This window comes from Acinetobacter sp. 231_lipA, from assembly GCF_058243005.1.
Genome location: NZ_JBZAYU010000001.1, coordinates 1361233 through 1385643, shown reverse-complemented (window position 1 = coordinate 1385643; position 24411 = coordinate 1361233). Strand labels below are relative to the sequence as shown.

Annotated in this window: 22 protein-coding genes; 13 read left to right on the top strand and 9 right to left on the bottom strand. The window is 42.3% G+C overall.

Annotation, left to right across the window (positions count from 1 at the left end; genetic code table 11):
• Nucleotides 1–328: 328 nt before the first annotated feature.
• From AC4CUX_RS07000 to AC4CUX_RS06990, 3 genes are all read left to right on the top strand, one after another.
• Nucleotides 329–1294 carry a TerC family protein gene (locus tag AC4CUX_RS07000; protein ID WP_392453177.1) on the top strand — a complete coding sequence of 322 codons (966 nt, stop codon included), beginning with the start codon at nt 329–331 and terminating at the stop codon, nt 1292–1294.
• Nucleotides 1295–1478: 184 nt separating this feature from the next.
• Nucleotides 1479–1841, top strand: a complete 363-nt coding sequence (locus tag AC4CUX_RS06995; protein ID WP_005401784.1) for a hypothetical protein — start codon at nt 1479–1481, stop codon at nt 1839–1841.
• Nucleotides 1842–1844: 3 nt separating this feature from the next.
• Nucleotides 1845–3005 (top strand): glutathionylspermidine synthase family protein, encoded by a 1161-nt coding sequence (locus AC4CUX_RS06990; protein ID WP_490792253.1) that lies wholly within the window; start codon nt 1845–1847, stop codon nt 3003–3005.
• 382 nt (nt 3006–3387) lie between these two features.
• Here the strand turns inward: AC4CUX_RS06990 and AC4CUX_RS06985 are convergent, their stop codons facing one another.
• Complete coding sequence (locus tag AC4CUX_RS06985) at nt 3388–3861, bottom strand: hypothetical protein (protein WP_039890864.1); 474 nt, start codon at nt 3859–3861, stop codon at nt 3388–3390.
• Nucleotides 3862–4189: 328 nt separating this feature from the next.
• On the opposite strand from AC4CUX_RS06985, the gene guaD reads away from it, so the two are divergent.
• The 3 genes from guaD to AC4CUX_RS06970 all read left to right on the top strand — a co-directional run bounded on the left by guaD (nt 4190) and on the right by AC4CUX_RS06970 (nt 6684).
• Nucleotides 4190–5506, top strand: coding sequence for a guanine deaminase (gene guaD, locus AC4CUX_RS06980; protein ID WP_490792252.1), 1317 nt, complete (start codon nt 4190–4192; stop codon nt 5504–5506).
• A gap of 225 nt (nt 5507–5731) precedes the next feature.
• The gene (gene hpt, locus AC4CUX_RS06975) at nt 5732–6259 is read left to right on the top strand and encodes a hypoxanthine phosphoribosyltransferase (RefSeq protein WP_004697480.1); all 528 of its coding nucleotides are present in this window, start codon (nt 5732–5734) and stop codon (nt 6257–6259) included.
• Between the two features lie 173 nt (nt 6260–6432).
• On the top strand, nt 6433–6684 hold the full coding sequence (locus AC4CUX_RS06970; protein ID WP_004977734.1) for a GlsB/YeaQ/YmgE family stress response membrane protein: 252 nt from the start codon (nt 6433–6435) through the stop codon (nt 6682–6684).
• Nucleotides 6685–6741: 57 nt separating this feature from the next.
• On the opposite strand, the gene AC4CUX_RS06965 is transcribed toward AC4CUX_RS06970, so the two are convergent.
• Nucleotides 6742–7443: a DsbC family protein gene (locus AC4CUX_RS06965; RefSeq protein ID WP_005401779.1), complete on the bottom strand. Its 702-nt coding sequence runs from the start codon at nt 7441–7443 to the stop codon at nt 6742–6744.
• Nucleotides 7444–7549: 106 nt separating this feature from the next.
• A complete protein-coding gene (gene dmeF / locus AC4CUX_RS06960) occupies nt 7550–8515 on the bottom strand; it encodes a CDF family Co(II)/Ni(II) efflux transporter DmeF (protein WP_201952986.1) in 966 nt (321 codons plus the stop codon).
• 56 nt (nt 8516–8571) lie between these two features.
• Between dmeF and AC4CUX_RS06955 the strand changes: the two genes are divergently transcribed.
• Together AC4CUX_RS06955 and AC4CUX_RS06950 are read left to right on the top strand one after the other, a co-directional pair.
• Complete coding sequence (locus AC4CUX_RS06955) at nt 8572–8838, top strand: metal/formaldehyde-sensitive transcriptional repressor (protein WP_004697473.1); 267 nt, start codon at nt 8572–8574, stop codon at nt 8836–8838.
• Nucleotides 8839–8971: 133 nt separating this feature from the next.
• Nucleotides 8972–10150 carry an MFS transporter gene (locus AC4CUX_RS06950; protein WP_457807406.1) on the top strand — a complete coding sequence of 393 codons (1179 nt, stop codon included), beginning with the start codon at nt 8972–8974 and terminating at the stop codon, nt 10148–10150.
• A gap of 44 nt (nt 10151–10194) precedes the next feature.
• Here the strand turns inward: AC4CUX_RS06950 and mnmE are convergent, their stop codons facing one another.
• From mnmE to rpmH, 5 genes are all read right to left on the bottom strand, one after another.
• Complete coding sequence (gene mnmE / locus AC4CUX_RS06945; protein WP_490792251.1) at nt 10195–11550, bottom strand: tRNA uridine-5-carboxymethylaminomethyl(34) synthesis GTPase MnmE; 1356 nt, start codon at nt 11548–11550, stop codon at nt 10195–10197.
• Nucleotides 11551–11649: 99 nt separating this feature from the next.
• On the bottom strand, nt 11650–13413 hold the full coding sequence (gene yidC, locus AC4CUX_RS06940) for a membrane protein insertase YidC (RefSeq protein WP_004697434.1): 1764 nt from the start codon (nt 13411–13413) through the stop codon (nt 11650–11652).
• Between the two features lie 5 nt (nt 13414–13418).
• On the bottom strand, nt 13419–13739 hold the full coding sequence (gene yidD / locus AC4CUX_RS06935; RefSeq protein WP_004977726.1) for a membrane protein insertion efficiency factor YidD: 321 nt from the start codon (nt 13737–13739) through the stop codon (nt 13419–13421).
• Nucleotides 13740–13748: 9 nt separating this feature from the next.
• Nucleotides 13749–14138, bottom strand: coding sequence for a ribonuclease P protein component (gene rnpA / locus AC4CUX_RS06930; RefSeq protein WP_039890852.1), 390 nt, complete (start codon nt 14136–14138; stop codon nt 13749–13751).
• 33 nt (nt 14139–14171) lie between these two features.
• A complete protein-coding gene (rpmH, locus tag AC4CUX_RS06925) occupies nt 14172–14306 on the bottom strand; it encodes a 50S ribosomal protein L34 (protein WP_000831329.1) in 135 nt (44 codons plus the stop codon).
• Nucleotides 14307–14978: 672 nt separating this feature from the next.
• Between rpmH and dnaA the strand changes: the two genes are divergently transcribed.
• The 5 genes from dnaA (at nt 14979) to AC4CUX_RS06900 (ending at nt 21777) form a co-directional block, all read left to right on the top strand.
• Nucleotides 14979–16358, top strand: a complete 1380-nt coding sequence (dnaA, locus tag AC4CUX_RS06920; RefSeq protein ID WP_490792250.1) for a chromosomal replication initiator protein DnaA — start codon at nt 14979–14981, stop codon at nt 16356–16358.
• A 110-nt stretch (nt 16359–16468) separates the two neighbouring features.
• Nucleotides 16469–17617 carry a DNA polymerase III subunit beta gene (gene dnaN, locus AC4CUX_RS06915; protein ID WP_159127930.1) on the top strand — a complete coding sequence of 383 codons (1149 nt, stop codon included), beginning with the start codon at nt 16469–16471 and terminating at the stop codon, nt 17615–17617.
• Nucleotides 17618–17632: 15 nt separating this feature from the next.
• Entirely contained in the window at nt 17633–18715 is a 1083-nt protein-coding gene (gene recF, locus AC4CUX_RS06910; protein WP_291389383.1) for a DNA replication/repair protein RecF, read from the top strand.
• Nucleotides 18716–18767: 52 nt separating this feature from the next.
• Complete coding sequence (gene gyrB / locus AC4CUX_RS06905; protein ID WP_004697421.1) at nt 18768–21239, top strand: DNA topoisomerase (ATP-hydrolyzing) subunit B; 2472 nt, start codon at nt 18768–18770, stop codon at nt 21237–21239.
• 169 nt (nt 21240–21408) lie between these two features.
• Nucleotides 21409–21777, top strand: a complete 369-nt coding sequence (locus AC4CUX_RS06900; RefSeq protein ID WP_005401770.1) for a hypothetical protein — start codon at nt 21409–21411, stop codon at nt 21775–21777.
• A 639-nt stretch (nt 21778–22416) separates the two neighbouring features.
• Here the strand turns inward: AC4CUX_RS06900 and AC4CUX_RS06895 are convergent.
• Nucleotides 22417–24357: an ATP-binding cassette domain-containing protein gene (locus AC4CUX_RS06895; protein WP_058951452.1), complete on the bottom strand. Its 1941-nt coding sequence runs from the start codon at nt 24355–24357 to the stop codon at nt 22417–22419.
• Nucleotides 24358–24411: the final 54 nt, after the last annotated feature.

The following is a 24411-nucleotide window of genomic DNA, read 5'->3' as shown; positions in this document are numbered from 1 at the left end:
ATTTCATCTACAATTTTCTTTAATATTTGCTCAAACCATAAAAATATGCGATGCTTAGATCACTTTTGGATCAAATCCAAAACCAAATTTATGTTGAACAAGGGGAGTAGCCTCCTCCAAACGTGAAAAATCAATGCCATGCATCACTTTCACGTGTCAGATTATCGTCATTACACTTTGCAAAAAGTCGGTATCTGAGCATTTTAGCGCACAAAATACATACGCTAAAATGTAGGCAAGACCTTGATCATGTTGTCACAGATGTTTTATTTCATCTGGCAGCAGGTCAAGGTTTTTTTGTGGCCGATTACTGGATGTGGAGGATTTCATGGAATCTATAGGCAATTTATGGCTATACATTGCTTTTTTCGGTATTGTTACCGTGATGCTACTGATCGACTTTTTAGGCTTTAAACAAAAAGAAGGTCAAGAAGTTAAAATCAAAACAGCCGCGTTATGGAGTATTGCGTGGGTTTCCGTCGCATCACTCTTTGGTGCAGGTCTTTGGCTTTATTTACAACAAACTGCAGGTGTCACTGTGGCCAATACCAAGGTCATGGAGTACTTCGCAGGTTATTTACTTGAAAAATCTTTAGCCGTCGACAACGTCTTTGTCTGGCTGATGATCTTTGCTGCTTTTGCCATTCCACCTGCACTACAACGCCAATTACTGCTTTACGGTGTCTTGGGTGCGATTATTCTACGTACCATCTTTATTTTTATTGGCGCGTGGTTCGTGCAAGAGTTCTCATGGATTCTGTATATCTTCGGTGCGTTCTTGGTGTATACGGGCTTCAAATTCTTCAAAGGGCAAAACGAAGAAGAAACCAATATCGAAGATATGGCGATCTTAAAATGGCTACGTAAACATATGCGGATTACCCCGCAAATGCATGGCAACAAGTTCTTTGTCCGTCAAAACGGGATGTTGTGGGCAACGCCGCTGTTCTTGGTGTTGATTCTAGTTGAAGCGTCGGATGTAATTTTCGCGGTGGATTCCATTCCTGCAATTTTCGCAGTGACCTCTGATCCGTTTATTGTGTTAACTGCAAACTTAATGGCGATTTTGGGTCTACGTGCGATGTTCTTCTTGTTGTCTGGTGCAGCAACCAAGATGCATTATCTCCCGTATGGTTTAGGTATTATCTTGGTATTCATCGGCTTTAAGATGCTCATGCTGGATGTGTTCCATATGCCAATTTGGATTTCACTGGGCTTTATTGTGTTGGTGCTGACTATTACTGCGATCCTATCGATTCGATACAGTAAGAAACATCATCAAACCACCCTATAATGTTTTAAAAAGCCTTCCTCTGTGAAGGCTTTTTTTATGACCAAATTTTAGTATGCACAAGACTTAATCCTATGATTTTCTGTGTAAATGCACTGTACTTTATGCAAACAGCTCCCTATGATAAGCGGGCTTAAAACCCTTGGTTTTACCAGTAAAAATAAAAGAACCTGAAGGTTGCTCATCCATGCGTACCAAAAAATTAACTCTTGTTGTAGTGCCGGTTTTACTCACGGCATGTAGCGGTTCTAAAACCCTACAACAAGATGTTTACAATAACCAATACAACTGCTACCAAGACTGGCATTTTGAACTGTGCGAACCTGCTAACGAAAATGGCGAATCGAGCTATAGTGGCTCTGCTGGGGTTTATATCGGCCCTCAATATTATAAGAACAACCGTAAAGTCCGTTACATGGGCCAAGTCTTGAAAGCTCGCGGACGTCATTCGACGGGCGCACCTAAAATCTCGACTTACGTTTTTAGCCATGCCAAATCCCAGCCCATTCGTGGAGGCTTCGGCCGTGGCGGAGGCTCGTTCGGAGGTTAATACATGAAACGAGTTCTATTCCCTGAGCGTGCAAACTGGCAACAGGCGCATCAAGAGATTGGTTTTGACTACTACAACTTGCCGTCGCGCGATGGTTCAATGTATTGGTCAGAAGGAGTGGCTTATGAGTTTAGCCTCAAGCAAATTGAACAGCTTGAAGATGCCTCAAACGAATTACACCAGATGTGCCTTGAAGTGGCAGGGGATATGATTCAACGCGGTCATTATCCCGAATATTTTCAAATTCCCCCAGCAGCGATTCCTCTGATTGAGCACTCATGGAAAAACCAAGCGCCGATGCTGTATGGTCGTTTCGATTTTGCCTATGATGGTCAAGCCATCAAAATGCTGGAATACAATGCCGATACGCCAACGGGTTTACTCGAAGCCTCTGTTGCACAGTGGCATTGGATTGAACAGGTCGAAAATATTGCAAACCGTGATCAGTTCAATAGCATTCATGAAAAGCTGATTGAGCGGTGGAAACAGCTCCATCCTGCGCGTAGCCGTGTCCATTTCGCAGCCTGCCAAGAAGCAGGACGTGAAGATTGGGGCAATTTAGAATACCTCATGGATACTGCTTTTCAGGCAGGCTTAAATGTCAGCGAACTGTCGATGGAAAACATCGGTTGGAATGGCACCGCCTTTGTCGATTTGCATCAGCAACAGATTCAGCATTTATTTAAGCTGTATCCGTGGGAATGGATTTGGGAAGAAAATTTTTCACAGTTTCTCAAACCTGAAACTGAATGGATTGAACCGTGTTGGAAAATGTTGCTCTCCAATAAAGCCCTATTGATCGAGCTATGGAAACGCTTTCCGAATCATCCATTGTTGTTAGAAACCCATGCTTATGATGCGCACGCCCACTATGCAGGGAAATGGTTGCGTAAGCCAATCTTAGCGCGCGAAGGCGCAAATATTCATATCTTACAAAACAATGTCGATTGCGGTGCAGCCTCAGGTAGTTTTTACTTCGATGACTACGACAAATATGGTTATGTCATGCAGCGCTGGGTAAAAACTCCGTTGCATGAAGGCATGCTGCCCACCTTGGGACTTTGGATGGTTGGAGATGAATGTGCGGGGATGTCACTGCGTGAAGATGTATTTGATGTGATCGGCAATGATGCGCATTTTGCTGCGCATTATTTTGTGGAATAAAGTGGCGCTCTAAATCGCCTATTTAAAATAAGTGTCCAAAGATTAATGCGGGTCTGTTCAGGCGTTTTAGTAGAAGCACTATCACTTTTAGGTTATTCACGGCGAAGTCTTATCTTTTTTAAGTTCGATACTGGGAGCTCAGTTATTCTTTTGTTTCGCCAAATGAGAAGTGAAGTTTCGTAAGAAAAGCATTTGTCCTCCGCAAAACCTGTTCACTTTCTATAATTAAAAAATTTGTGTTGCAAGAACAATCTATTCCAAACAATACGCAGATTGCGGATGACGCTTCCGTGTATCAAATAAAGTTTAAATTGAAAAAGAAAATGCCTGTCGACTCTAAAACTGACAGGCATACATTCGAAGACAATATTTTTTTTCAAGCTTAAATGGTATGCGCTTTAACCCGCTTCATATAAGACACCAAACGCGTGAAAAACAAGATTTGCAGGAAAATGGTAAACAGCGAAATAGTCCATTCATACCAATCATCAAACGCCGTGCCTTCTAGATTAAAAGCAAAATAAAGCCCCAATAACACTGCACCAAAGACAACACCAGCCACAGTGGTTTGTACCAAAATGGGAAAAGACAACGCTGTAATTCGACCTAAGAAATGCTCGCCATCATCGCCGCCATTGGCTTTGTAAGCGCTTTGAATCCCGATAAACATAATCAATAAAGTCAGAAGTCCCTCAACACCAATCACACGAACATCACCATAGGGCGAATACATGCCGTAGTAATACACCACTGAAACCAGTAAGGCGGTGACTAAGTAATAATTTTTATAATGCTTTTTATCGAGGGTGTTGCTAGATAATTCATGTGCTAATGCTTTGGTATTCCAAAAATACATGCCGGTCATTGTCTCTTATTTTATCAATGTCGACACTGTACTGACTCAGCATTTAAAGATAAAGACTTTCTCAACAAAATTTTGCGAATAGATTGAATCATTTAAGCTCAAAGCTTGTGCGTATGTATGACATAAAAAATCACGATCTTATCGATGGCACAGGTACATGTCTGGCCTTAAAACAGTTCAATTTTTAAGAAAATACTGCTCCAGTCTTTCATTTAAAATGTAGTGTTCACAACCCAAATAAAAACTTCAGTAAATAGCCGTGAAAAAAATCCAGTTTACGGTACAATCAATCGAAAAAAAGTCAAAACGCAGGTTTAAAATGTCTTCTGTAGTTGCAACGACGGCGGTTCGCGGTCGCTTCCTAGATATTCAGAATACGGTTGCCCAAGCGCGTGAAATTCACGACCAAGTGCGTTACGTAGAAGATGGTTTACTGATTAGCCAAAATGGCAAAATCCAATGGTTTGGATCTTGGCAGGAGGGGCAACAGCACCTTCCTGTTGGCGTCGAGGTTCAGCACTATCCTGAACAATTGATTGTGCCGGGCTTTATCGACACCCACATTCATTTTCCACAAACAGAAATGGTGGGGGCCTATGGTGAACAGCTACTTGAATGGCTCAATACCTATACCTTCCCAACTGAATTACAATTTTCAGATAAAGCCTATGCCGACCGGATTGCCCAATTCTTTGTGCAAGAACTGCTAAAAAATGGCACCACCACAGCCTTGGTCTTCTGTACTGTACATACCGAATCGGTAGATGCACTATTTGAAGCGGCAGGGCAGCACCAGATGCGTCTGATCGCAGGTAAAGTCATGATGGACCGTCATGCACCTGAAGATCTGTGCGACACACCTGACAGTGCTTATGCAGACTCTAAGGCACTGATTGAAAAATGGCATGGCAAAGGCCGTAACTTGTATGCGATTACGCCACGTTTTGCTCCAACCTCAACACCAGAGCAACTGGCTAAAGCAGGGCAGCTCAAAGCTGAATACCCAGATGTGTATGTGCATACGCATTTAAGTGAAAATAAAAATGAAATCGCTTGGGTGAAAGACTTATTCCCTGAGCAGCAAGGTTATCTGGATGTTTATCATCACTTTGGCTTAACCGGTTCGCATTCGGTCTTTGCCCACTGCGTGCATTTAGAAGAGGCTGAGTGGGACTGCATGCATCAGACTGACTCTGCCATTGCTTTCTGTCCGACCTCCAACCTATTTTTAGGCAGTGGTTTATTTCCATTGAATAAGACTTGGGACAAGCAGGTAAAAGTTGGGCTGGGTACAGACATTGGTGCAGGGACCTCTTTTAACCAACTACAAACCCTGAATGAAGCCTATAAAGTGCAGCAGCTTCAGGGCGATAAATTGTCTGCGTTTGAATCGCTCTACCACGCTACGCTGGGCGGTGCCAAAGCACTGAGCTTGGATGATAAACTCGGTAACTTTAATTTGGGCAAAGAAGCCGACTTTGTGGTGCTCGATCTCAAAGCAACCGCGCTGCAAGCATTACGTCAGCAACGTGCAAAAGGGATTGAAGATGCGTTATTTGCCCTAATGACCATGGGTGATGACCGTAATATTCATGCGACTTATATTTTTGGTCAGAAAGCCTATGTGCAAAACTAAGTAGCAAATAGCGAGAATTTAAGCAGCTAATCGAGTTTTGAAACAACTTTGATTTTCGCCTCTAAGCCAAGCTGCATCCCGTCTGCAATGAAATGATTACATTTTCAGCGGGCAAAAGGGGGTGCATCTCGTTTAGAGATATATTAAAATTAATGCATATATAGAGGTGTTGCAGGTCAACGCCTTTTTTATTTTTGATTTTTTTTAATTTTTAGGTATCTACCCATGACCGTTCAAATGAGCGTAATGATTTCTACTGAAGAGATTCAAGCGAAAGTAAAAGAGCTTGGTGCACAAATCGATGCGCATTATGCAAACAGTGATAAGGAACTCGTACTGATTGGTTTATTACGTGGTTCAGTCATTTTCATGGCAGACTTATGTCGTACCATTTCAAAACCCCATGAACTCGATTTCATGACGGTTTCGAGCTACGGTGGCGGTACGGTATCTTCACGTGATGTAAAAATTTTAAAAGATTTAGACGGTGAAATTCGCGGTAAAGATGTCTTGGTCATTGAAGACATCATCGACTCAGGCAACACCTTGAGCAAAGTATTAGAAATTTTAGAAACACGCTCTCCCAACTCAATTGAACTATGTACCTTAGTCAGCAAACCTTCACGCCGTGAAATTGAACTCGATGTGAAGTTTTTAGGCTTTAATGTCGAAGATCGATTCATTGTGGGTTATGGCCTAGACTACGACCAAAAGTACCGTCATTTGCCATTTATTGGTGAAATTGGTCTTTAAGATCAATCGATAAAAGAGTGGGCGAAGGCCACTTTTTTTATTTTTATCATAAGCTAAGTACATAAAACATACAGTTTTTAGCAGATTTGCTCTACTGCACAGCAGCATTATGCCCGATGATATTTTTGCACATGATGTAAAAACAAAGACATGATAAAAAAAGGAGCTGGCTCATGTGGTCACTTATCGTTGCAATCGTGATTGGTTTTATTGCAGGTCTCATCGCACGTGCTATCCATCCTGGCGATGACAAAGCAGGATTTATTGTCACCACTTTACTGGGGATTGCAGGTTCTCTCGTAGCCACTTATGGTGGTCGTTTACTTGGTCTCTATAGTGAAGGCTCTGCCGCAGGCTTTATTGCTTCAGTTATTGGGGCTATCGTTATTCTATTCATTTACAACATGGTCACCAAAAAAACCTAAACTCAGCCATTAAAAAAAGCACCGTTTCAGGTGCTTTTTTTATGCATCTTTGAACTCTTATAAGCCCAGTTCACGCCACATATTTTCAATGGTGGTTGAAGGCACAGCACCATTCACTTTAAAGCCATTTGAGAAAATAACCACAGGCGTCCCTTGTAAACCTAGACTACGACCGAGTTCAATGTTGCGCTCAATTGGATTGGCACACGGTTTTTTCGACGTTGGCTGAGTCCCTTTTGCAATCAAATTTTTCCATGCGAGGGCAGGATCTGCTTCACAAAACACTTGTTTCGACGGTGCAATCGATTGCGCCTTAATGGCATAAATAAAGGTGTAGATGGTCACATCATTTAGTTTATTCAGCTCAGCCTCTAACTGCTTACAGTAAGGACAGTTTGGGTCTGAAAAAACCGCCAATTGGCGTTTACCGTTGCCTTTAACGCTTTTAATGGCATCTTTTAGCGGCAACTTGTTCCAATCGAGCGAATTCTGTTGCACATATAAGGCAGCACTTAAATTTTTCTGATCTTTTAAGCGTACCATCGAACCAGCAATCACATGCTCAGCAGCTTCGCCTAAATACACAATTTCACCATCTAAAGATCCGCTATAAATGCCCGACATTTCTGTTTTTTGAATATTTTGAACATTAATATTTGGATAATTCTTTTTTAAGTTGGCTTGAACACTTTCTACGCTGGCCATACTCATGCTTGCAATTGCACTTGTGAGTAGTGCCAAACCCAGTTTTTTTATCATCACTTTTTGCTCTTTCAATCGGAGAACCACGGCGCTAGTGTAGAGCGTATTATTCAAGCATTGAATCATTTTTTCCACGGCTTTACCGAAACCCAACACGCCTAGCTTATGAACTGGCCAAAGTTTCACGTGGAACAGTTAGAGCCTTGCTATTAATTTCCACCGAGAGATGAACAATTTCCTCATGAATCGAGAGCATTGCCCGCACGCGATCCGCAGTTAAGTCTACCGTCGTTTCTAAAGCCAAAATGCAGGAAAACTTGCCTTTGCCTACTTTCCAAACATGTAAATCGGTCAAGGTCGTATGCGGTAGTTCTGCCAATACTTCGCGAATTTCATCCACCACATGATGATCCATTTCAGCATCTAACAAGGTTTTTCCCGTTTCTTGCATTAAGCTTAATGCCCATTTGGCTACCAATATTGATCCCACGATTCCAAGGGCAGCATCGAGAAAATCCCAGCCCAAATATTTACCAAAAATCAGTGCGATAATGGCAAAAATGGAAGTCACGGCATCTGCCACCACATGCATAAATGCAGCTTTCTGATTTAAATCATGATGATGGCTATGTACTTCTGATGCATGATCATGAGCGTGATGGTGATGGTGATGGTGATGGTCACCATCGTGCAGCAACCATGCACAGATTAAATTCACCAATAAGCCTAAAATCGCAATTGGAATCGCTTCGTTATAATGAATTTGTACAGGCGAGAATAGACGCTGAATCGAGTGAAAAGCCATAAAACCCGCCACCACCATCAGCAAAATAGCACTGCTGTAACCTGCAAGAATTTCAATTTTCCATGTGCCGAAACTAAAGCGCTGATCATGGGCATAATGCCGTGCAGCACGATAAGCAAAATAAGCCAAACCCAGTGCCAACATATGCGAACTCATATGCCAACCATCCGCCAGCAAAGCCATTGATTGGAAAATCCATCCACCAATCACTTCTAATAACATCATGACTGCCGTTAAAATGGTCGCCATTAAAATCCGTTTTTGTGCCAGTGGATTACCGTCATCAAAATGATGCGTATGCTGACGTGATGGGGTATTTTGCATTTAAAATCATTCACCAATATACTCCCCTTGAGTATATTTATTTTTGGAGCAAAGTGTTGAGCCATTTGCATGAAGATAAAAAAATTTTAAACCGTGTGAAACGCTTACAAGGGCAGGTCAACGCAGTTGAACTCTCGATCACACATCCCGATGCCAGTTGTATCGATGTTTTACAACAAGTCGCTGCTATTAAAGGCGCGGTCAATGGGCTGATGAATGAACTCGTTGAAGCACACTTACGCCATCATGTATTAGCACAAGCTGAACAGGTTAATGAAGAGGAGTTGGCTGAGTTCTTAAAACTGCTGAAACGCTATGGCTAAGTTTTATTGCGTTCTTTTTCAAGTTTTTAGTTGACCATTTTTTCCACAAACCGATACACTGTTGCTCTCTATCCTTTTTCTCTTGGGCATCAAAATATTCTTGTTTTGACCGAGAGAGCCGCATGGCATTTGCATGACAACAACCACTTCTTGGCGTCCATTTTGTATGGTCAGCCTCGCCTTAATGATGGGAACCATGGGGACTGCCTTAGCCAGTCCAATTTACCCGCTGTATCAAGCCTTATGGCATCTGGTGCCGAGTCAGATCACCTATATTTTTGTGGCTTATATGTTTGGTTGTCTCGCTACTTTACTGTTTCTTGGTCGAACCAGTAATAGCATTGGCTATTTACGCACCTTACAAGTGGGTTTGGTGTTTATTAGCATCGGGTTGGTGATTTCCGCTTATGCTTCTGATGCTCTCATTTTATCTTTGGGGCGCTTTATTATTGGTATTGCATCTGGTTTGATGACCACTTCTGCCTTACTGGGACTGATGTATACTGTGCCCAAAAGCCATCAACAGATTGCACCACAACTCAGTTCGATTATTACAGCAGTAGGCTTTGGCTTAGGCCCGCTGATTGGTGGCCTGATAGCTCAATTTTCAGAATACCCTTTGGTCAGCCCTTATCTACCGGTCATTCTTGGTGCTGTACTGTGTTTCTTTGGTTTATTTTGGGTTGAGTCCCCCACGTTTACCTCACAGCCCTTTAGTATCGCCCCAAAGCTACTCCGACCAGAAGTGCAATATCATCAGTTGTTTTTCATTGTTGGATTTACCGCATTTAGTGCCTTTGCCGCGTTTAGCTTGTTTGCATCCTTATCTCCTTCATTTGTGCGGGATATTTTGCCGTGGCACGGCCCCCTCATTAGCGGTTCTGCCATTACCAGTATTCTAATTGTCTCTGCCGTGGTGCAGTATTTTGCCAGAAGTATTCCTGCTTATAAGTGCCTCAACTATGGCTTAATTACCTTGATTGCAAGCTTAGGCATTTTGGCGCTGTGTATGCTATTTCAACTGAGTGCATTTTTCTTTATCAGTGATTTTCTCGTTGGTGTCGGACATGGCCTGACCTTGATTGGTTCCTTTGGTCTCATTCATGCTATGACCAGCTTAGAGAATCGTGCTGCAGTGATGTCAACTTATCTTTTTATTGGTTATTTGGGCACAATTGTGCCCATTGTAGCTGTGGGTTATCTGGCGGATCACTTTGGATTAAGTTTCGGGGTCATTAGCTTTTGCATTGTCATCGCTTTATTGTGTTTTTATCTGTGGTTTGCGCATAAGGGCAGTATACGTCTGGCTTAAAGATCAAAAGCCCTGATCAGAGGGCTTTTTTATCAATAGCAGTGTTATTTTCCAATACAGAAGGATCCAAAAATTTTCCCAAGCAAATCATCCGCACTAAAATCCCCTGTAATTTCACCGAGGGCATTTTGCGCCAAACGTAGCGACTCTGCGACCAACTCACCTGCGTTATACACCACCAATTGTTCACGCGCTTCAGCAAGGTAAAGCTGAGTGCGTTTCATTGCGTCTAAATGGCGTGTACGCGCAATAAAGGTATCTTCTTCAGGCTGGAAGCCTGCATGCGCTGTAATCGCTTCTATGAGCGCTTTAACTCCAGTTTCTTGCTTTGCCGAAACCATAATATGACGGAAGCCGTTAAAGTCTTCGATATGCGATGTCGTTGCCATCAAATCACACTTATTGCCTATCAGCATCAAACGTTTCGGTTCAATATGCTCAGCAAAATATTCTTGCGCCAGTTTAAGTGGGTCTTCGCCTTGGCTTAAGTCATAAACCAAAAGTAACAGATCGGCTTGCTCAATTTCTTTAATGGCACGACGAATCCCTTCTTTTTCTACAATATCGCCGGTTTCATGTAAACCCGCGGTATCGGTTAAGGTAATGGGTAAGCCATTCAGGGTAATTTTTTCATGTAAGACATCCCGCGTCGTACCTGCAATATCCGTCACAATGGCGCGTTCAATGCCCGCTAATGCATTGAGCAGTGATGACTTACCCGCATTCGGTTTTCCTGCAATTACCACTTGTAAACCTTCACGCAGCAACTGTCCTTGACGAGCCGATTGTTGCACTTGGTTCACAGCAGCAGTAACACCATCTAAAAGATTTAAAATTTTCCCGTCCGCGAGAAAATCAATTTCTTCTTCAGGAAAATCAATCGCAGCTTCCACATGCAAACGTAGATGAATCAATTGCTCCAACACACGATTCACTTTGGTTGAAAATGCGCCTTGTAGTGAACGTACCGCAGAACGTGCAGCGGCTTGAGACGTCGCATCAATCAAATCGGCGATCGCTTCAGCCTGTACCAAATCCAGTTTGCCATTTTCAAAAGCACGCATGGAAAACTCACCGGCTTTTGCTGCAATCGCTCCGAGCTCCAACAAACGGCCCAGTAAAGCATTTTGAATGACAGGGCCACCATGACCTTGCAATTCAACCACATCTTCACCAGTGAACGAGTTTGGGTTCGGAAAACAAATCGCTAAGCCCTCATCCATCACTTCGCCAGATGCATCATAAAACTGGCGAAAACCTGCAAAACGAGCTTTAGGTAAATCTTTTTGGGTCAAGGCCTGTGCAATCTCATAAGACTTGGGACCAGATAGGCGAATGACCCCCACACCACCACGCCCAGGTGGTGTTGCAATGGCAGCAATCGTGGTTCGGTTGTACATAACATTCACCTAAAATCTTAAAAGTCACACAATGAAAAATCCGCCTAAGATTACCATCTTAAGCGGATTTATTCAGCTTTTCGCGAAAAGTTGCTTCGATTAACTCGACGCACTTTCCTTATTCAAGCGGTCTTTTTCAACAGATTTGTTGATCAAGGTCTGCTGAATAATCGTGATACTGTTGTTGACAATCCAGTACAACACGAGACCCGCAGGGAAGAACAACATAAAGACTGTGAAAACAATCGGCATGATTTTGAAAACTTTCGCTTGCATTGGATCAGCAGGTTGGGGGTTTAAAGACTGCTGAATGAACATCGTTGCGCCCATTAACAGCGGTAAAATAAACCACGGATCCATCGCTGACAAATCTTGAATCCAAAGTAACCATGGCGCATGACGAAGCTCAACTGACTCCATCAACACCCAGTACAACGCAAGGAAGATTGGCATTTGTAATAACAATGGCAAACAACCCGCAAGCGGATTGACTTGTTCACGTTTATACAGTGCCATCATTTCTTGAGAGAAGCGCATGCGGTCTTCACCGAACTCTTCTTTCATACGCTGCATTTCAGGTGCAATGACACGCATTTTCGCCATTGAGCGATAGCTCTTAGACGACAATGGCCAAAGAATCAGTTTCACCAAGACCGTTAACAAAATAATTGCCCAGCCCCAGTTGCCCACTAAACCGTGGAAGAACTCAAGACCCAAGAACAATAATTTCGCAATTGGCCATAACCAACCATAATCAACAGTTTGGTTTAAACCTGTTGCGAGCTCTTTTAACTCAGATTGAACTTTAGGACCTGAATAGAAGGTCGCGTCAATCTCAGCCACTGTACCAGCAGGCACAGTAATCGTCGGTGAAGTAAAACCAATGATATTCATATCATCCGTTGACTTACGCGACTCTAATTTTGCAACATAAGGTTGACCATTGGCTTGCGTCAATTTTAAGTCACCTGGAATCCAAGCACTCACAAAGTAGTGCTGAACCATAGCAACCCAGCCGCCTTTCGCTTCAACATTCAATTTTTCTTCATTGAAGTTAGCAAATTTAAGCTTGTTATAATGTTCTTCAGGCGAACCCCAAGCACCACCTAAGAAAGTGCCCAGCGTGAAAATACCTTGATCCGATTTGCCTGGATCATCAGAGTTGTCACGTTTGAGTTGACCAAACATTTGACCCTGCCAGTTTTGACCACTGCGGTTCACCACTTTATGGTTCACAACAACAGGATATTCACCTTGCTTGAAGGTAAAGGTTTTAATGATTTCCACACCATCAGCTGTTTTCAGTACCATCGGTACAGTTAACACTTTGATGCTTTTTCCATCTTCAGTTTGAACCGCTTTGGCATCATTCAATGTATAAGCAGATTTTTCAATCTCATACATTGGGCGACCGCTACGGTTACTGTCTGGACCATTAAGACCAATTAAACCAGACTGCGCCACATAAGTACGTTTTGCATCACTTTCAAGCATGACAAATGCTTCGTTACTGTCTTTGCTCTTGTCATGGTTTAACAATTCAATACGAACAATATCACCACCTTTAGGATTAATCCAAAGATGATAAAGGTCAGTTTGTACTGAAATAAGCTGTTGATTTACAGATGCTTTTGCTTCTGTAGCTGGTTGCTGAGTCGCGATATTTGCTTGTGGCATATCAGACGCTGCTGAAGCCGTTTGGGCATTTGGCAAATCTGCAGATACTTCATGTGAAACTGCTGCAGCCTGTTGTGGCTGTGGCTGAGTCTCAGCATGTCCATAATCTTTTTGCCAAGCCAAAATGAGCAAATAAGCGACAACAAACATGGCCCCGAGAATGGCAAACCTGGCCCATTGTTGCATATCGATTACCCCAAGTGGTTAGAGTGATTTTGGTTCAAGAAACAATCACGAAAGGGTACAGCAACCAGATGCTTTTGAGAATCTATTTGCTGAAAAGAGATAAAACGAATCCTTTTGTTTGGAACAGGGTCATACCCCGATCCACCCCAAGGATGACAACGGCAAATACGTTTAGTAGCCAACCACACACCACGCACAGCACCATGTGTATGGACTGCTTCCAATGAATATTGAGAACATGTAGGGATATAACGACAACGCGGTCCAAGTAAAGGACTAATCGCAATTTGATAAAATCGAATTAACCAATGCAGTAACCGGACCATTGGCCATCTCTACTTTTGCAGGGAGGGAGCTATTTTTTGATGCTTTTTGGCAAGACGTTGTAATTTTTGCCAAGCAAATTGTAATTGCTGGTGCAACTCTGCATTAGGCACTGTTTCTATCCCCATTTTAGGCATAACCACAATATCTAAAGTTAATTGCTGTTGATGCAAGCGAAAACTTTCGCGAGCCAAACGTTTTACTCTATTTCTTTCGTGTGCACGACGCACTTTCTTTTTAGCAACAACAATACCCAAACGACTTTGAGGTTGTTCGGTCAGTTTTGCTAGAAATAAGAAATGGGGCTGATGCACTTTAAAAAGCGCACCATCGAAGACACTCTTATAATCGGCAGCACAGCGAATACGAACCTCTGTGCTGAAGCCATAAAGTGTAGTCATAACACCCAAAATCGTTTAAGCGTTAACTATTGATTAAACAGTTAAGCTGTGACGACCTTTTGCACGACGACGAGCTAATACTTGGCGACCAGCTTTAGTAGCCATACGAGCACGGAAACCATGAACGCGCTTACGCTTTAATTCAGATGGTTGGAATGTACGTTTCATATCGAAACTCCAAAAATGATCATTCAATGAAGGTTCGCGAGTTTAGTGTTCATTGCTTGAGCTGTCAATGGAAAACCGATTTTCTTGTGAAATTAAGCCTTTTTATTTGTAACAGCAGCTTGAGCTTGCTCTTTTCTCGATAACATTTAAACAACTGCACTTTTTTCTTATACACAACCTAGATTATTGTTTATTAAAGTGATATAAGTTACCAACAAGATTACCCACATAATTATCCACAAGTCTTTAAATTCACTTGCTGTGCATGTTTTTAAATTTAAATTCATTTTGGATCTCCAGTTATCCCCAGAAAACAGGTCTCTTATAAATAAATTCAAATTTATAAATTCAAATTTATTACTATTAGGGTGGCCTTTTTCTGTGGAAATGACACTTTTTTTATTATAAAACAATAGAATATGGTGTGGATAAGATTGTTTTTATAAAATTAATAGTTTGTGGATAACTTTGTGCTATATTCTATCCACAGTTTGCGGATAAACTTATCCACACCAGTATTTGAATTTAAATTTATTTTCATAAGCAGGCTTTTTGAGCAATATCTGCAGAATTTTCCATGACAGATGTGGATAACTTGGTTAGAATGGCGACCCGCTTCGGTGGGTACATAGTGTTTTTATTAATTATCGATGGAATGAATAGGGGTTTCACATGCTTTGGACGGACTGCTTAACTCGCTTGCGACAAGAGCTCTCTGGGAATGTCTTTACAATGTGGATACGCCCTTTAGTTGCAGAAGAGTTAAATGACACACTACGTCTTTATGCTCCCAATCCCTATTGGACACGTTACATTCAAGAACATCACCTAGAGTTGATTACAATTTTAGTGGAGCAGCTCTCTGAAGGGCGTGTACGTAAAGTTGAAATTTTAGTCGATTCACGCCCGGGTGCAATTTTATCTGCGAGTGAGCAACCTGCAACGACGACTGCAGCTTTAGAGTCTGCTCCAGCACCTGTTGTGCGTCCGAAAAAAGAAAAAGAAGAAGGGAATTCTAAAAACAGCCGTAAACGCCAGTTAAATCCTTTATTTTCCTTCTCACTTTTTGTGGAAGGTCGTTCCAACCAAATGGCTGCTGAAACGTGTCGTAAGGTTTTAACCCAGTTAGGTGCGTCTCAACACAATCCCTTATTTTTATATGGCCCGACTGGTTTAGGTAAAACACACTTAATGCAAGCAGTGGGCAATGCCTTGTTGCAAGCCAAACCGAATGCACGTGTCATGTATATGACGGCAGAAAGCTTTGTTCAAGACTTTGTCAGTTCTTTACAACAAGGCAAAGTGGAAGAATTTAAGAAAAATTGCCGATCTTTAGATCTATTGTTGGTCGATGATATTCATTTGTTGGCGGGTAAAGAGGCGAGTTTAGTTGAGTTTTTCTATACTTTTAACGCACTTTTAGACGAATCTAAGCAAATTATTCTGACCTCTGATCGTTATCCAAAAGAATTAACGGAATTAGATCCACGTTTGGTTTCACGCTTTTCTTGGGGCTTGTCGGTTGGAGTTGAGCCACCAGATATTGAAACCCGTATTGAAATTTTGCTGAAAAAAGCAGAAAGCAATGATGTGGAATTACCGCGAAACTGTGCGTTATTTATTGCGCAACAAGTGGTTGCAAACGTACGTGAATTGGAAGGTGCGCTGAATAAAGTGGTGGCCATTTCACGCTTTAAGGGTACAGCTATTGATTTGGATGTTGTGCGTGAGTCATTAAAAGACGTCTTGGCCATTCGTGCACGAAACATCAGTACTGAAAATATTCAACGTGTGGTGAGTGAGTACTTTAGAATCCCACTCAAAGAGTTGGTTGGGCCTAAACGGACCCGTATTTATGCTCGTCCACGCCAATTGGCAATGGGCTTAGCACGTGAGTTAACTGGGGACAGTTTCCCTGAAATTGGTATGGCCTTTGGCGGTCGAGATCACAGTACCGTCATGCATGCTTGTGAAAAAGTTTTAAGTCTGCGCGATGAAGATCCGATCTTCAATGAGGACTATAAAAACTTGCAACGCTTGCTGCAAAGTTAAGCAAAATTGCTCAAATTCTATTCTTGCAATGCGGCATGTTCTGACGCATAGTACACTGCTAAAAACACATTTATTTATTATTTTATCTTCAGTTTTTCGAGGAATGTATCGTGCGTTTAAAAATCGCGAAAGAAAGCTTACTTAATGTTCTATCACATGTCGTAGGAGCGGTTGAACGTCGCCATACTTTAAATATTCTCTCAAATGTTAAAGTACAAGTAAGCCAAGCGTCGTTGACGATCACAGGTTCAGACTTAGAAGTCGAATTGGTTGCAAGTACCCCTCTTGCTGAAGGGGCGTGTTTACAAGCGGGTGAAACGACCGTTCCTGCACGTAAGCTGATGGATATTTGCAAATCTTTACCGACTGCAGCACTGATAGACTTACAAATTACTGAAGATCAACGTTGTATTTTAAAGTCTGGTAATAGCCGTTTTGTGTTGGGGACTTTACCGGCTGAAGATTACCCGTTATTGACCACGGAGAACACGCAAGGCACGCAAGTTGCGGTGACACAGCGTGAATTAAAGCGCCTATTTGAAAAAACTGCATTTGCTATGGCAGTGCAGGATGTGCGTTTTTATCTCACGGGAACCTTGCTCGAAATTGATAATAATCAACTGCGTGCAGTGACCACAGACGGCCATCGTTTAGCTCTGTGTGAAACTGTTGCTAGCTCAAATGCCACTCAATTGATTCAAGCGATTGTTCCACGTAAAGCAGTGGGCGAATTACAGCGTTTATTGAGCATTGAAGATGAACAATTGGCGTTGTTGATTGGTCGTGAACTATTGAATGTGACCATTTCTATTGCCAGCCGTGACAAAGAACAAGGGGATACAACGGTTCGTTTCACCACGAAACTGATTGACGGTAAATTCCCTGATTATCGCCGTGTGATTCCACGTGGTGGGGATAAAAATGTCTTAATTGCACATGATGTCTTTAAGCAATCTTTACAACGTGTTTCGATTTTAAGTAATGAAAAACTACGTGGTGTGTTCTTAAACTTTGCCGCAGACACTTTGCAGCTGCGTGCCAATAACCCAGAGCAAGACGAAGCCGTAGAGGATTTGGCGATTCAATATAATAATGCGCCAATGGAAATGTCTTTTAATGCCCAATATATCTTGGAAGTCTTAGGTGCATTGGATGGTGATGATGTGTCAATGACGATGACCGAAGCAAATCAATCGGTTCTAGTGCAAGATCCAGCTCATCAAGATCAGACCTATGTGGTCATGCCAATGCGTGTTTAAGCCCTAGGTTCAGGCATGCAAATCACGCGTTTAAACATCGAACGTGTTCGAAATCTCAGAACGGTTGCTCTCCATGGATTGCAACCGTTTAATGTTTTTTATGGACAAAATGGTTCAGGTAAAACCTCAATTTTAGAAGCCATTCATCTGTTGGCGACAGGACGTTCCTTTCGGACCCATATTCCGAAACACTATATTCAAACCGATACCCACGACGCGATTGTCTTTGCCCAATCCAGTTCTGAAAAAATTGGGATGCAAAAGCTGTTGTCTGGTGAACAGCTCATCAAGGTCAATGGCGACAACATTGCCACTCAAGGTCAGTTGGCTAAGATTCTTCCTTTACAACTGATTGATCCGCAAAGTACCGATATTATTGATCATGGTGCCAAGCCTAGACGGCAACTATTAGATTGGCTGATGTTCCACGTGGAACCTGAGTTTTATCATGCATGGCAATATTATTCACGGGCATTAAAACAGCGTAATAGTTTACTGAAAACACGACGGAATCTAAGTCTGGCAGATTTGGAGCCGTGGAACAAAATGCTTGGTGATTATGGGGAAATGCTGCATTCGCAGCGCGTCAGCATTGTGGAGCAGTGGAAGGGCTTTTTTGAGCAAGATTTAAAACACCTGCTGCCAGATATCGAGGTTCAGTTAGAATATAGCCCTGGCTTTCATACCGAGTTAGGGTTACTGAATGACCTGCAAAGTCATCATCAAAAAGACCTTGAACGGCGCTATACCGAGTATGGTCCACACAAGGCAGATTTGCGTTTAAAAACAAGCCTTGGCGATGCCGATGTCGTGCTGTCACGTGGACAAAAAAAGCTGTTAATCATAGCCTTAAAACTGTCACAGATTGCAATGCTACATGCTTGTAATAAGGAAACTGTGGTATTATTAGATGATCTGACAGCAGAATTAGATTTAACAGCACAACAACGTTTAATTGAGCGATTGAGCCAACTGGGTAGTCAAGTTTTTATTACCACTTTAGAGTATGAATCAGTCAAAAATCACTTACATGATTTATCTATTTCTTATCAATTATTCTGTGTTGAAAACGGTCAAGTTCAAGTTGTCGCACAATGATTTTAGATTTTACCCATCACGGGATAGACCTATTTTTCGCTAGGGAGAAACCATGAGTTCAGAAGATCAACAAGCTGCTTCTCAAACGGAACAAACCACAGAAAAAGCTTATGATTCCTCTAGTATCAAAGTATTACGTGGATTGGACGCAGTACGTAAACGTCCGGGTATGTATATTGGTGATACGGATGATGGTTCAGGCTTACACCATATGGTGTTTGAGGTGGTGGATAATGCGATCGATGAGGCGCTTGCAGGTCACTGTGATGAAATTTTGGTGACGATTCACGAAGATGAATCTGTAAGTGTATCGGACAATGGGCGCGGTATTCCGACCGATATTCACCCTGAAGAAGGGGTTTCTGCCGCAGAAGTGATTTTAACCATTCTGCATGCAGGTGGTAAGTTTGATGACAATAGCTACAAGGTTTCAGGTGGTCTACATGGTGTGGGCGTATCAGTTGTGAATGCCTTGTCACGTAAGTTGGAACTGACCATTCATCGTGCAGGTCATATTCATCAACAAGAATATAAACACGGTGATCCGGTTTACCCACTGACTGTTGTGGGGGATACGGATACCACAGGAACAACTGTCCGTTTTTGGCCAAGTGCTGAAACTTTTAGCCAAACCATTTTCAATGTCGATATTCTAGCGCGTCGTTTACGTGAATTGTCTTTCTTAAACGCGGGCGTGCGCATTGTTTTGCGTGACGAGCGTATTCATGCAGAACATGTGTTTGACTACGAAGGCGGTCTGTCTGAGTTTGTGAAATATATTAACCAAGGCAAAACCCATCTGAACGACATTTTCCATTTCACCGTACAGGCTGAAAATGGCATTGGTGTTGAAGTGGCGTTGCAGTGGAATGATACCTATCAAGAAAACGTACGTTGCTTTACCAACAACATTCCACAAAAAGATGGTGGAACGCATTTAGCGGGTTTCCGTGCGGCATTAACGCGTGGTCTAAACAGCTACATGGAAAATGAAAACTTACTCAAAAAAGAGAAAGTAGCCGTTTCTGGTGATGATGCCCGTGAAGGTTTAACCGCGATTGTTTCAGTGAAAGTGCCTGATCCGAAATTCTCTTCACAAACCAAAGAAAAGTTGGTTTCAAGTGAAGTGAAACCTGCAGTTGAACAGGCAATGAACAAATCATTCTCTGAATATTTGCTTGAAAACCCGCAAGCTGCAAAATCGATTGCAGGCAAAATCATTGATGCGGCTCGTGCTCGTGATGCAGCACGTAAAGCGCGTGAAATGACGCGTCGTAAAAGTGCGTTAGATATTGCAGGCTTACCAGGTAAACTCGCAGATTGCCAAGAAAAAGATCCAGCATTGTCTGAATTGTATCTAGTCGAGGGTGACTCTGCAGGCGGTTCAGCTAAACAAGGTCGTAACCGTAAGATGCAAGCGATTTTACCGTTGAAAGGTAAAATCCTAAACGTGGAACGTGCGCGTTTTGACAAGATGATTTCATCTCAAGAAGTCGGCACGCTAATCACGGCATTGGGTTGTGGTATTGGTCGTGAAGAGTACAATCCGGACAAATTGCGTTATCACAAAATCATCATCATGACCGATGCTGACGTGGATGGTTCGCACATTCGTACCCTATTGTTGACCTTCTTCTTCCGTCAAATGCCTGAGCTGGTGGAGCGTGGGTATATCTATATTGCTCAGCCACCGCTGTATAAGCTTAAAAAAGGTAAACAAGAGCAGTATCTTAAAGATAATGATGCGCTTGAAACCTATTTAATTTCAAACGCGATTGATGAGCTTGAATTGCACATCAGCGATGCTGCACCTGCAATCCGTGGTGAAGCTTTAGCGAATGTGATTGCGGACTATCAAACGTCTCAGAAGAGCTTACAGCGTTTAACTGTACGTTATCCTGCCAGTGTCTTAGATGCGTTGATTTCGGTTGAAGGCTTTAAGCTGGATCAAAACCATGACCGAGCTTATGTTGAGCAGTGGGCTGAGCAAGTGCGCAGTGCTGTGGCAGAGATTCAACCGAGCTTGCGTCCAGAGTTAAGCTTAGAAACGTTTGAAAAAGAACTGGCGGATGGTCAAAAGATCGAGACTTACTTACCTCGTATCACCATCTATGTACACAATCTGCCGCACAGCTATTTATTAGATGCAGGTTTATTGGGTTCTGGTGAATATGCACGTTTGTTGAAAAACTCCAAGAGCTGGTTTACGTTGTTGGAAGACGGTGCTTACCTACAAAAAGGCGATCGCAAGATTGCAGTTACTAACTTCCATCAGGTATGGCAGCATATTTTATCTGATTCCCGTCGTGGCATGATGATTCAACGCTATAAAGGCTTGGGTGAGATGAATGCGGACCAGCTTTGGGAAACGACTATGGATCCTGAAAACCGCAACATGTTGCAAGTTACCATTCAGGATGCGATTGAAGCCGATCGTATGTTCTCTTGTTTGATGGGTGACGATGTGGAACCACGTCGTGCATTCATTGAAGAAAATGCATTGAATGCGGATATTGATGCCTAAGCGCTTTACAAAATAAGCCAAAAAAGCACCCTACGGGGTGCTTTTTTTTACAGCATTTCTTATGATTTTGAATAAAATATAAGCAATGCACACTGTTATTAAACTGACTTATAGCGATGTCATGATGTGAGTATCAAGTCTTTTGCACAGTGCAAAATGTGAGGTCATTATGATGGATAATCAACTAGAACAAGTACGCGACATTTGGGTGAATGCATTTTTTACGGGCAATTATGAAGTTTTAGCTCAATATGAAGATGAGCATTTTAAGGTGGTCTATGAGCAAGCTGATCGTGTGGAGAGTAACTATACGCGCTATGAAAAGATCGCACATGCTGTGAAAAATGGGGTTTGGAAACCTCAAAAACCCGATGTCGAATTTGAAGAATTTGAGTTTAACCGTGACCAAACACGCTGTCAGGTCTTGATCGGTTTGGTTGAAAATCGCCAACAAATCCAAGAAACATGGGTCTTCGATCAGGGATGGAAAATACAAGAATTACGTTTTTTAAAGGCGCAAAGAGCCGTATTAAATTAAGGAAAAAGAGCGCAAAAAAGAGGATGGATTTGCCTAAAACAACTGAATAAATAAACAACATTAGCCTGTGGATAAATAAAAATAGCACTTTATATCAGTTGCTAAAATACGTATAATTTTATCCACAGCTGCTTTAAGTGTGGTTTTAAATTTAAAACCATGCGTTATTTTTTAAATTTAAATCGGATCTTTTAAATTTATTCCCTCTTTTTAAATTCAAAACTTGTTGTGTTGAAAGGTGCGTGTCTGAACATGATGGATATTCGCTGTCTGTTGTGAAGGTTGTATTTGGCTTTAAGCTGTGAAATGCATGGAAATAGGGCTGTATATAGTTGAATATTCAATTAATTAAGCTAAATTAAACAATCTAATTTTTTGCTTTTTAAGAATATCTAAACAATAAGAAACAATCAATTTATTGATTTATTTATTAAGAAATAATTTTAATTTCAATCACTTATGATTTCTTAAAATGCTCAGACTATTTGGGTGCATTTCCTATTGAGTTATATGCATAGACCGAAAAGGCACGTTTTTCGAGATCGATTGGTGTTGCAGCAAAGTAAATCAATCAAAATGGTTAAGACATAAAAATGCCCGCCATGCATAAACAGAGCGGGCAGGGTGTATGAGGAAAGATTATTCGTTTTCGAATGAGCTTTCGAGCTCTTCAAGTTCCATCATCAGCTCTAGCATTTGTTCTTCAGCTTCACTGACTTGGTTTTTAAGTTCGGTTTGCTCATTCATCAGTTTCATGAGTTCATCTTTGCGTGCAGCGTCATATAGGCCAGCATCACCGAGTAAACTTTCAATTTCGAGTAAACGTGGCTGGTGTTTTTCCAGTAGGCTTTCACATTTTTCGATATTTTTACGAATCGGACGCGTTTGTTCACGGCGCTGTGCAGCTAATTTACGCTGCGCTTCTTTATCAACCTTTGAAACGATGGTTTTTTGAGTGCTGACTTTAGACACGATCGGCGCTACGATTCCGCCTTGTTTAATCATCTCTAGGCGCGCTTGGCGTAACCAGTTGGCATAATCGTGTAGATCGCCTTCAAATTCGGTCGATTTTCCAGCATGGACTAAAATGAGGTCATCACATACGCTGGCAATCAGTTGGCGTTCGTGTGAAACCAAGACCACAGCACCTTCATAGTCTTGTAAAGCCATGGTTAAGGCATGGCGCATATCTAAGTCTAAATGGTTGGTCGGTTCATCTAGAATCAAGACATTGGGACGTAACCACACGATTAAAGCCAATGCCAAACGGGCACGTTCACCACCAGAAAAACTCTCGCAAGGGGTATCCATTCGCTCGCCACTAAAGCCGAAACTGCCTAAAAAGGCACGTAAGGTCGCTTCACTGATTTTTTTATCCGCAATGCGTGCCAATTGCAGCATTGGGCTGGCCGACTCATCCAGTGAATCCATTTGATGCTGTGCAAAATAGCCAATATTCAGCAGTTCTGAGGCTTTGCGTTGTCCTGCCAATAAAGGTAAATCACCGACCAAGGATTTGATTAAAGTTGATTTACCTGCACCATTCATCCCCAATAAGCCAATCCGGCTCGTCGGGGTGATTTGTATGTTGATATTGGTGGCAATCAGTTTGTCGCCATAACCAATATCAGCCTGTTCTAGAGTGAGCAGTGGTGAACTCATTTTGGTGGGTTCACGGAAGCTAAAGGTAAATGGGGTATCGACATGTGCAGGAGCAAGCAGCTGCATCCGTTCCAGTTGTTTAATTCGGCTTTGTGCCTGACGCGCTTTAGTGGCTTGGGCTTTAAAGCGATCAATATATTTTTGAATATGCGCCCGTGTTTCGAGCTGCTTTTCATAGGCTTGTTGTTGTTGGGCTAAACGTTCAGCACGAGTGGTTTCAAAGGTGGAATAGTTGCCGCTATAGAGGGTGAGTTCTTGATTTTCGATATGCAAAATACGGTTGGTAATGGCATCTAAGAAATCACGGTCATGCGAAATTAAAATCAGGGTGCCCGTATAGGCATTTAACCAATCTTCTAACCATAAAATAGCATCGAGATCTAAGTGGTTGGTCGGTTCATCCAGTAATAATAGATCTGAACGGCTCATCAAAGTACGCGCTAAGTTTAAACGCATTCGCCATCCACCAGAGAAACTCGAAACCAAGAGTTGGTTTTGATGTTCCATAAAACCCAGACCCGCCATAAGCTGAGCGGCTTTAGCGGGTGCGGAATAACCGTTAATTTCGTCGAATCGGCCATGTAAATCAGCCAGTTCAGTGTCAGTTAACTGTTCAGGATGGTTGAGCTGTTGTTGAATGTTCCAATATTCTTCATCACCGGTCAGGACGAAATCAATTGCAGCCATATCTAAGGCTTTCACTTCCTGTGCCATGTGCGCCACCGTCCATACGGCAGGGCGGCTTAGGGTGCCATCATCAGGACCTATCGAGCCTAAGAGCGCAGCAAACAGGGTTGATTTTCCAGCACCGTTGACACCGGTGAGACCAACTTTCCAACCCGGATGGATTTGCATGGAGGCTTTTTGAAATAACACTCGTCCACCACGGCGCAATGAAACTTGATCAAGCTGAATCATGGAACTATCAAATATCAGAAAAAGGTGCGCCTATTCTAATGGATGCGTCCGCAA

Bases quoted from the DNA above. Each gene is read 5' to 3' on its own strand.
- AC4CUX_RS07000 (WP_392453177.1), top strand. From the start codon at position 329: ATGGAATCTATAGGCAATTTATGGCTATACATTGCTTTTTTCGGTATT.
- AC4CUX_RS06995 (WP_005401784.1), top strand. From the start codon at position 1,479: ATGCGTACCAAAAAATTAACTCTTGTTGTAGTGCCGGTTTTACTCACG.
- AC4CUX_RS06990 (WP_490792253.1), top strand. From the start codon at position 1,845: ATGAAACGAGTTCTATTCCCTGAGCGTGCAAACTGGCAACAGGCGCAT.
- AC4CUX_RS06985 (WP_039890864.1), bottom strand. From the start codon at position 3,861: ATGTATTTTTGGAATACCAAAGCATTAGCACATGAATTATCTAGCAAC.
- guaD (WP_490792252.1), top strand. From the start codon at position 4,190: ATGTCTTCTGTAGTTGCAACGACGGCGGTTCGCGGTCGCTTCCTAGAT.
- hpt (WP_004697480.1), top strand. From the start codon at position 5,732: ATGACCGTTCAAATGAGCGTAATGATTTCTACTGAAGAGATTCAAGCG.
- AC4CUX_RS06970 (WP_004977734.1), top strand. From the start codon at position 6,433: ATGTGGTCACTTATCGTTGCAATCGTGATTGGTTTTATTGCAGGTCTC.
- AC4CUX_RS06965 (WP_005401779.1), bottom strand. From the start codon at position 7,443: ATGATAAAAAAACTGGGTTTGGCACTACTCACAAGTGCAATTGCAAGC.
- dmeF (WP_201952986.1), bottom strand. From the start codon at position 8,515: ATGCAAAATACCCCATCACGTCAGCATACGCATCATTTTGATGACGGT.
- AC4CUX_RS06950 (WP_457807406.1), top strand. From the start codon at position 8,972: ATGACAACAACCACTTCTTGGCGTCCATTTTGTATGGTCAGCCTCGCC.
- mnmE (WP_490792251.1), bottom strand. From the start codon at position 11,550: ATGTACAACCGAACCACGATTGCTGCCATTGCAACACCACCTGGGCGT.
- yidC (WP_004697434.1), bottom strand. From the start codon at position 13,413: ATGCAACAATGGGCCAGGTTTGCCATTCTCGGGGCCATGTTTGTTGTC.
- yidD (WP_004977726.1), bottom strand. From the start codon at position 13,739: ATGGTCCGGTTACTGCATTGGTTAATTCGATTTTATCAAATTGCGATT.
- rnpA (WP_039890852.1), bottom strand. From the start codon at position 14,138: ATGACTACACTTTATGGCTTCAGCACAGAGGTTCGTATTCGCTGTGCT.
- rpmH (WP_000831329.1), bottom strand. From the start codon at position 14,306: ATGAAACGTACATTCCAACCATCTGAATTAAAGCGTAAGCGCGTTCAT.
- dnaA (WP_490792250.1), top strand. From the start codon at position 14,979: ATGCTTTGGACGGACTGCTTAACTCGCTTGCGACAAGAGCTCTCTGGG.
- recF (WP_291389383.1), top strand. From the start codon at position 17,633: ATGCAAATCACGCGTTTAAACATCGAACGTGTTCGAAATCTCAGAACG.
- gyrB (WP_004697421.1), top strand. From the start codon at position 18,768: ATGAGTTCAGAAGATCAACAAGCTGCTTCTCAAACGGAACAAACCACA.
- AC4CUX_RS06900 (WP_005401770.1), top strand. From the start codon at position 21,409: ATGATGGATAATCAACTAGAACAAGTACGCGACATTTGGGTGAATGCA.
- AC4CUX_RS06895 (WP_058951452.1), bottom strand. From the start codon at position 24,357: ATGATTCAGCTTGATCAAGTTTCATTGCGCCGTGGTGGACGAGTGTTA.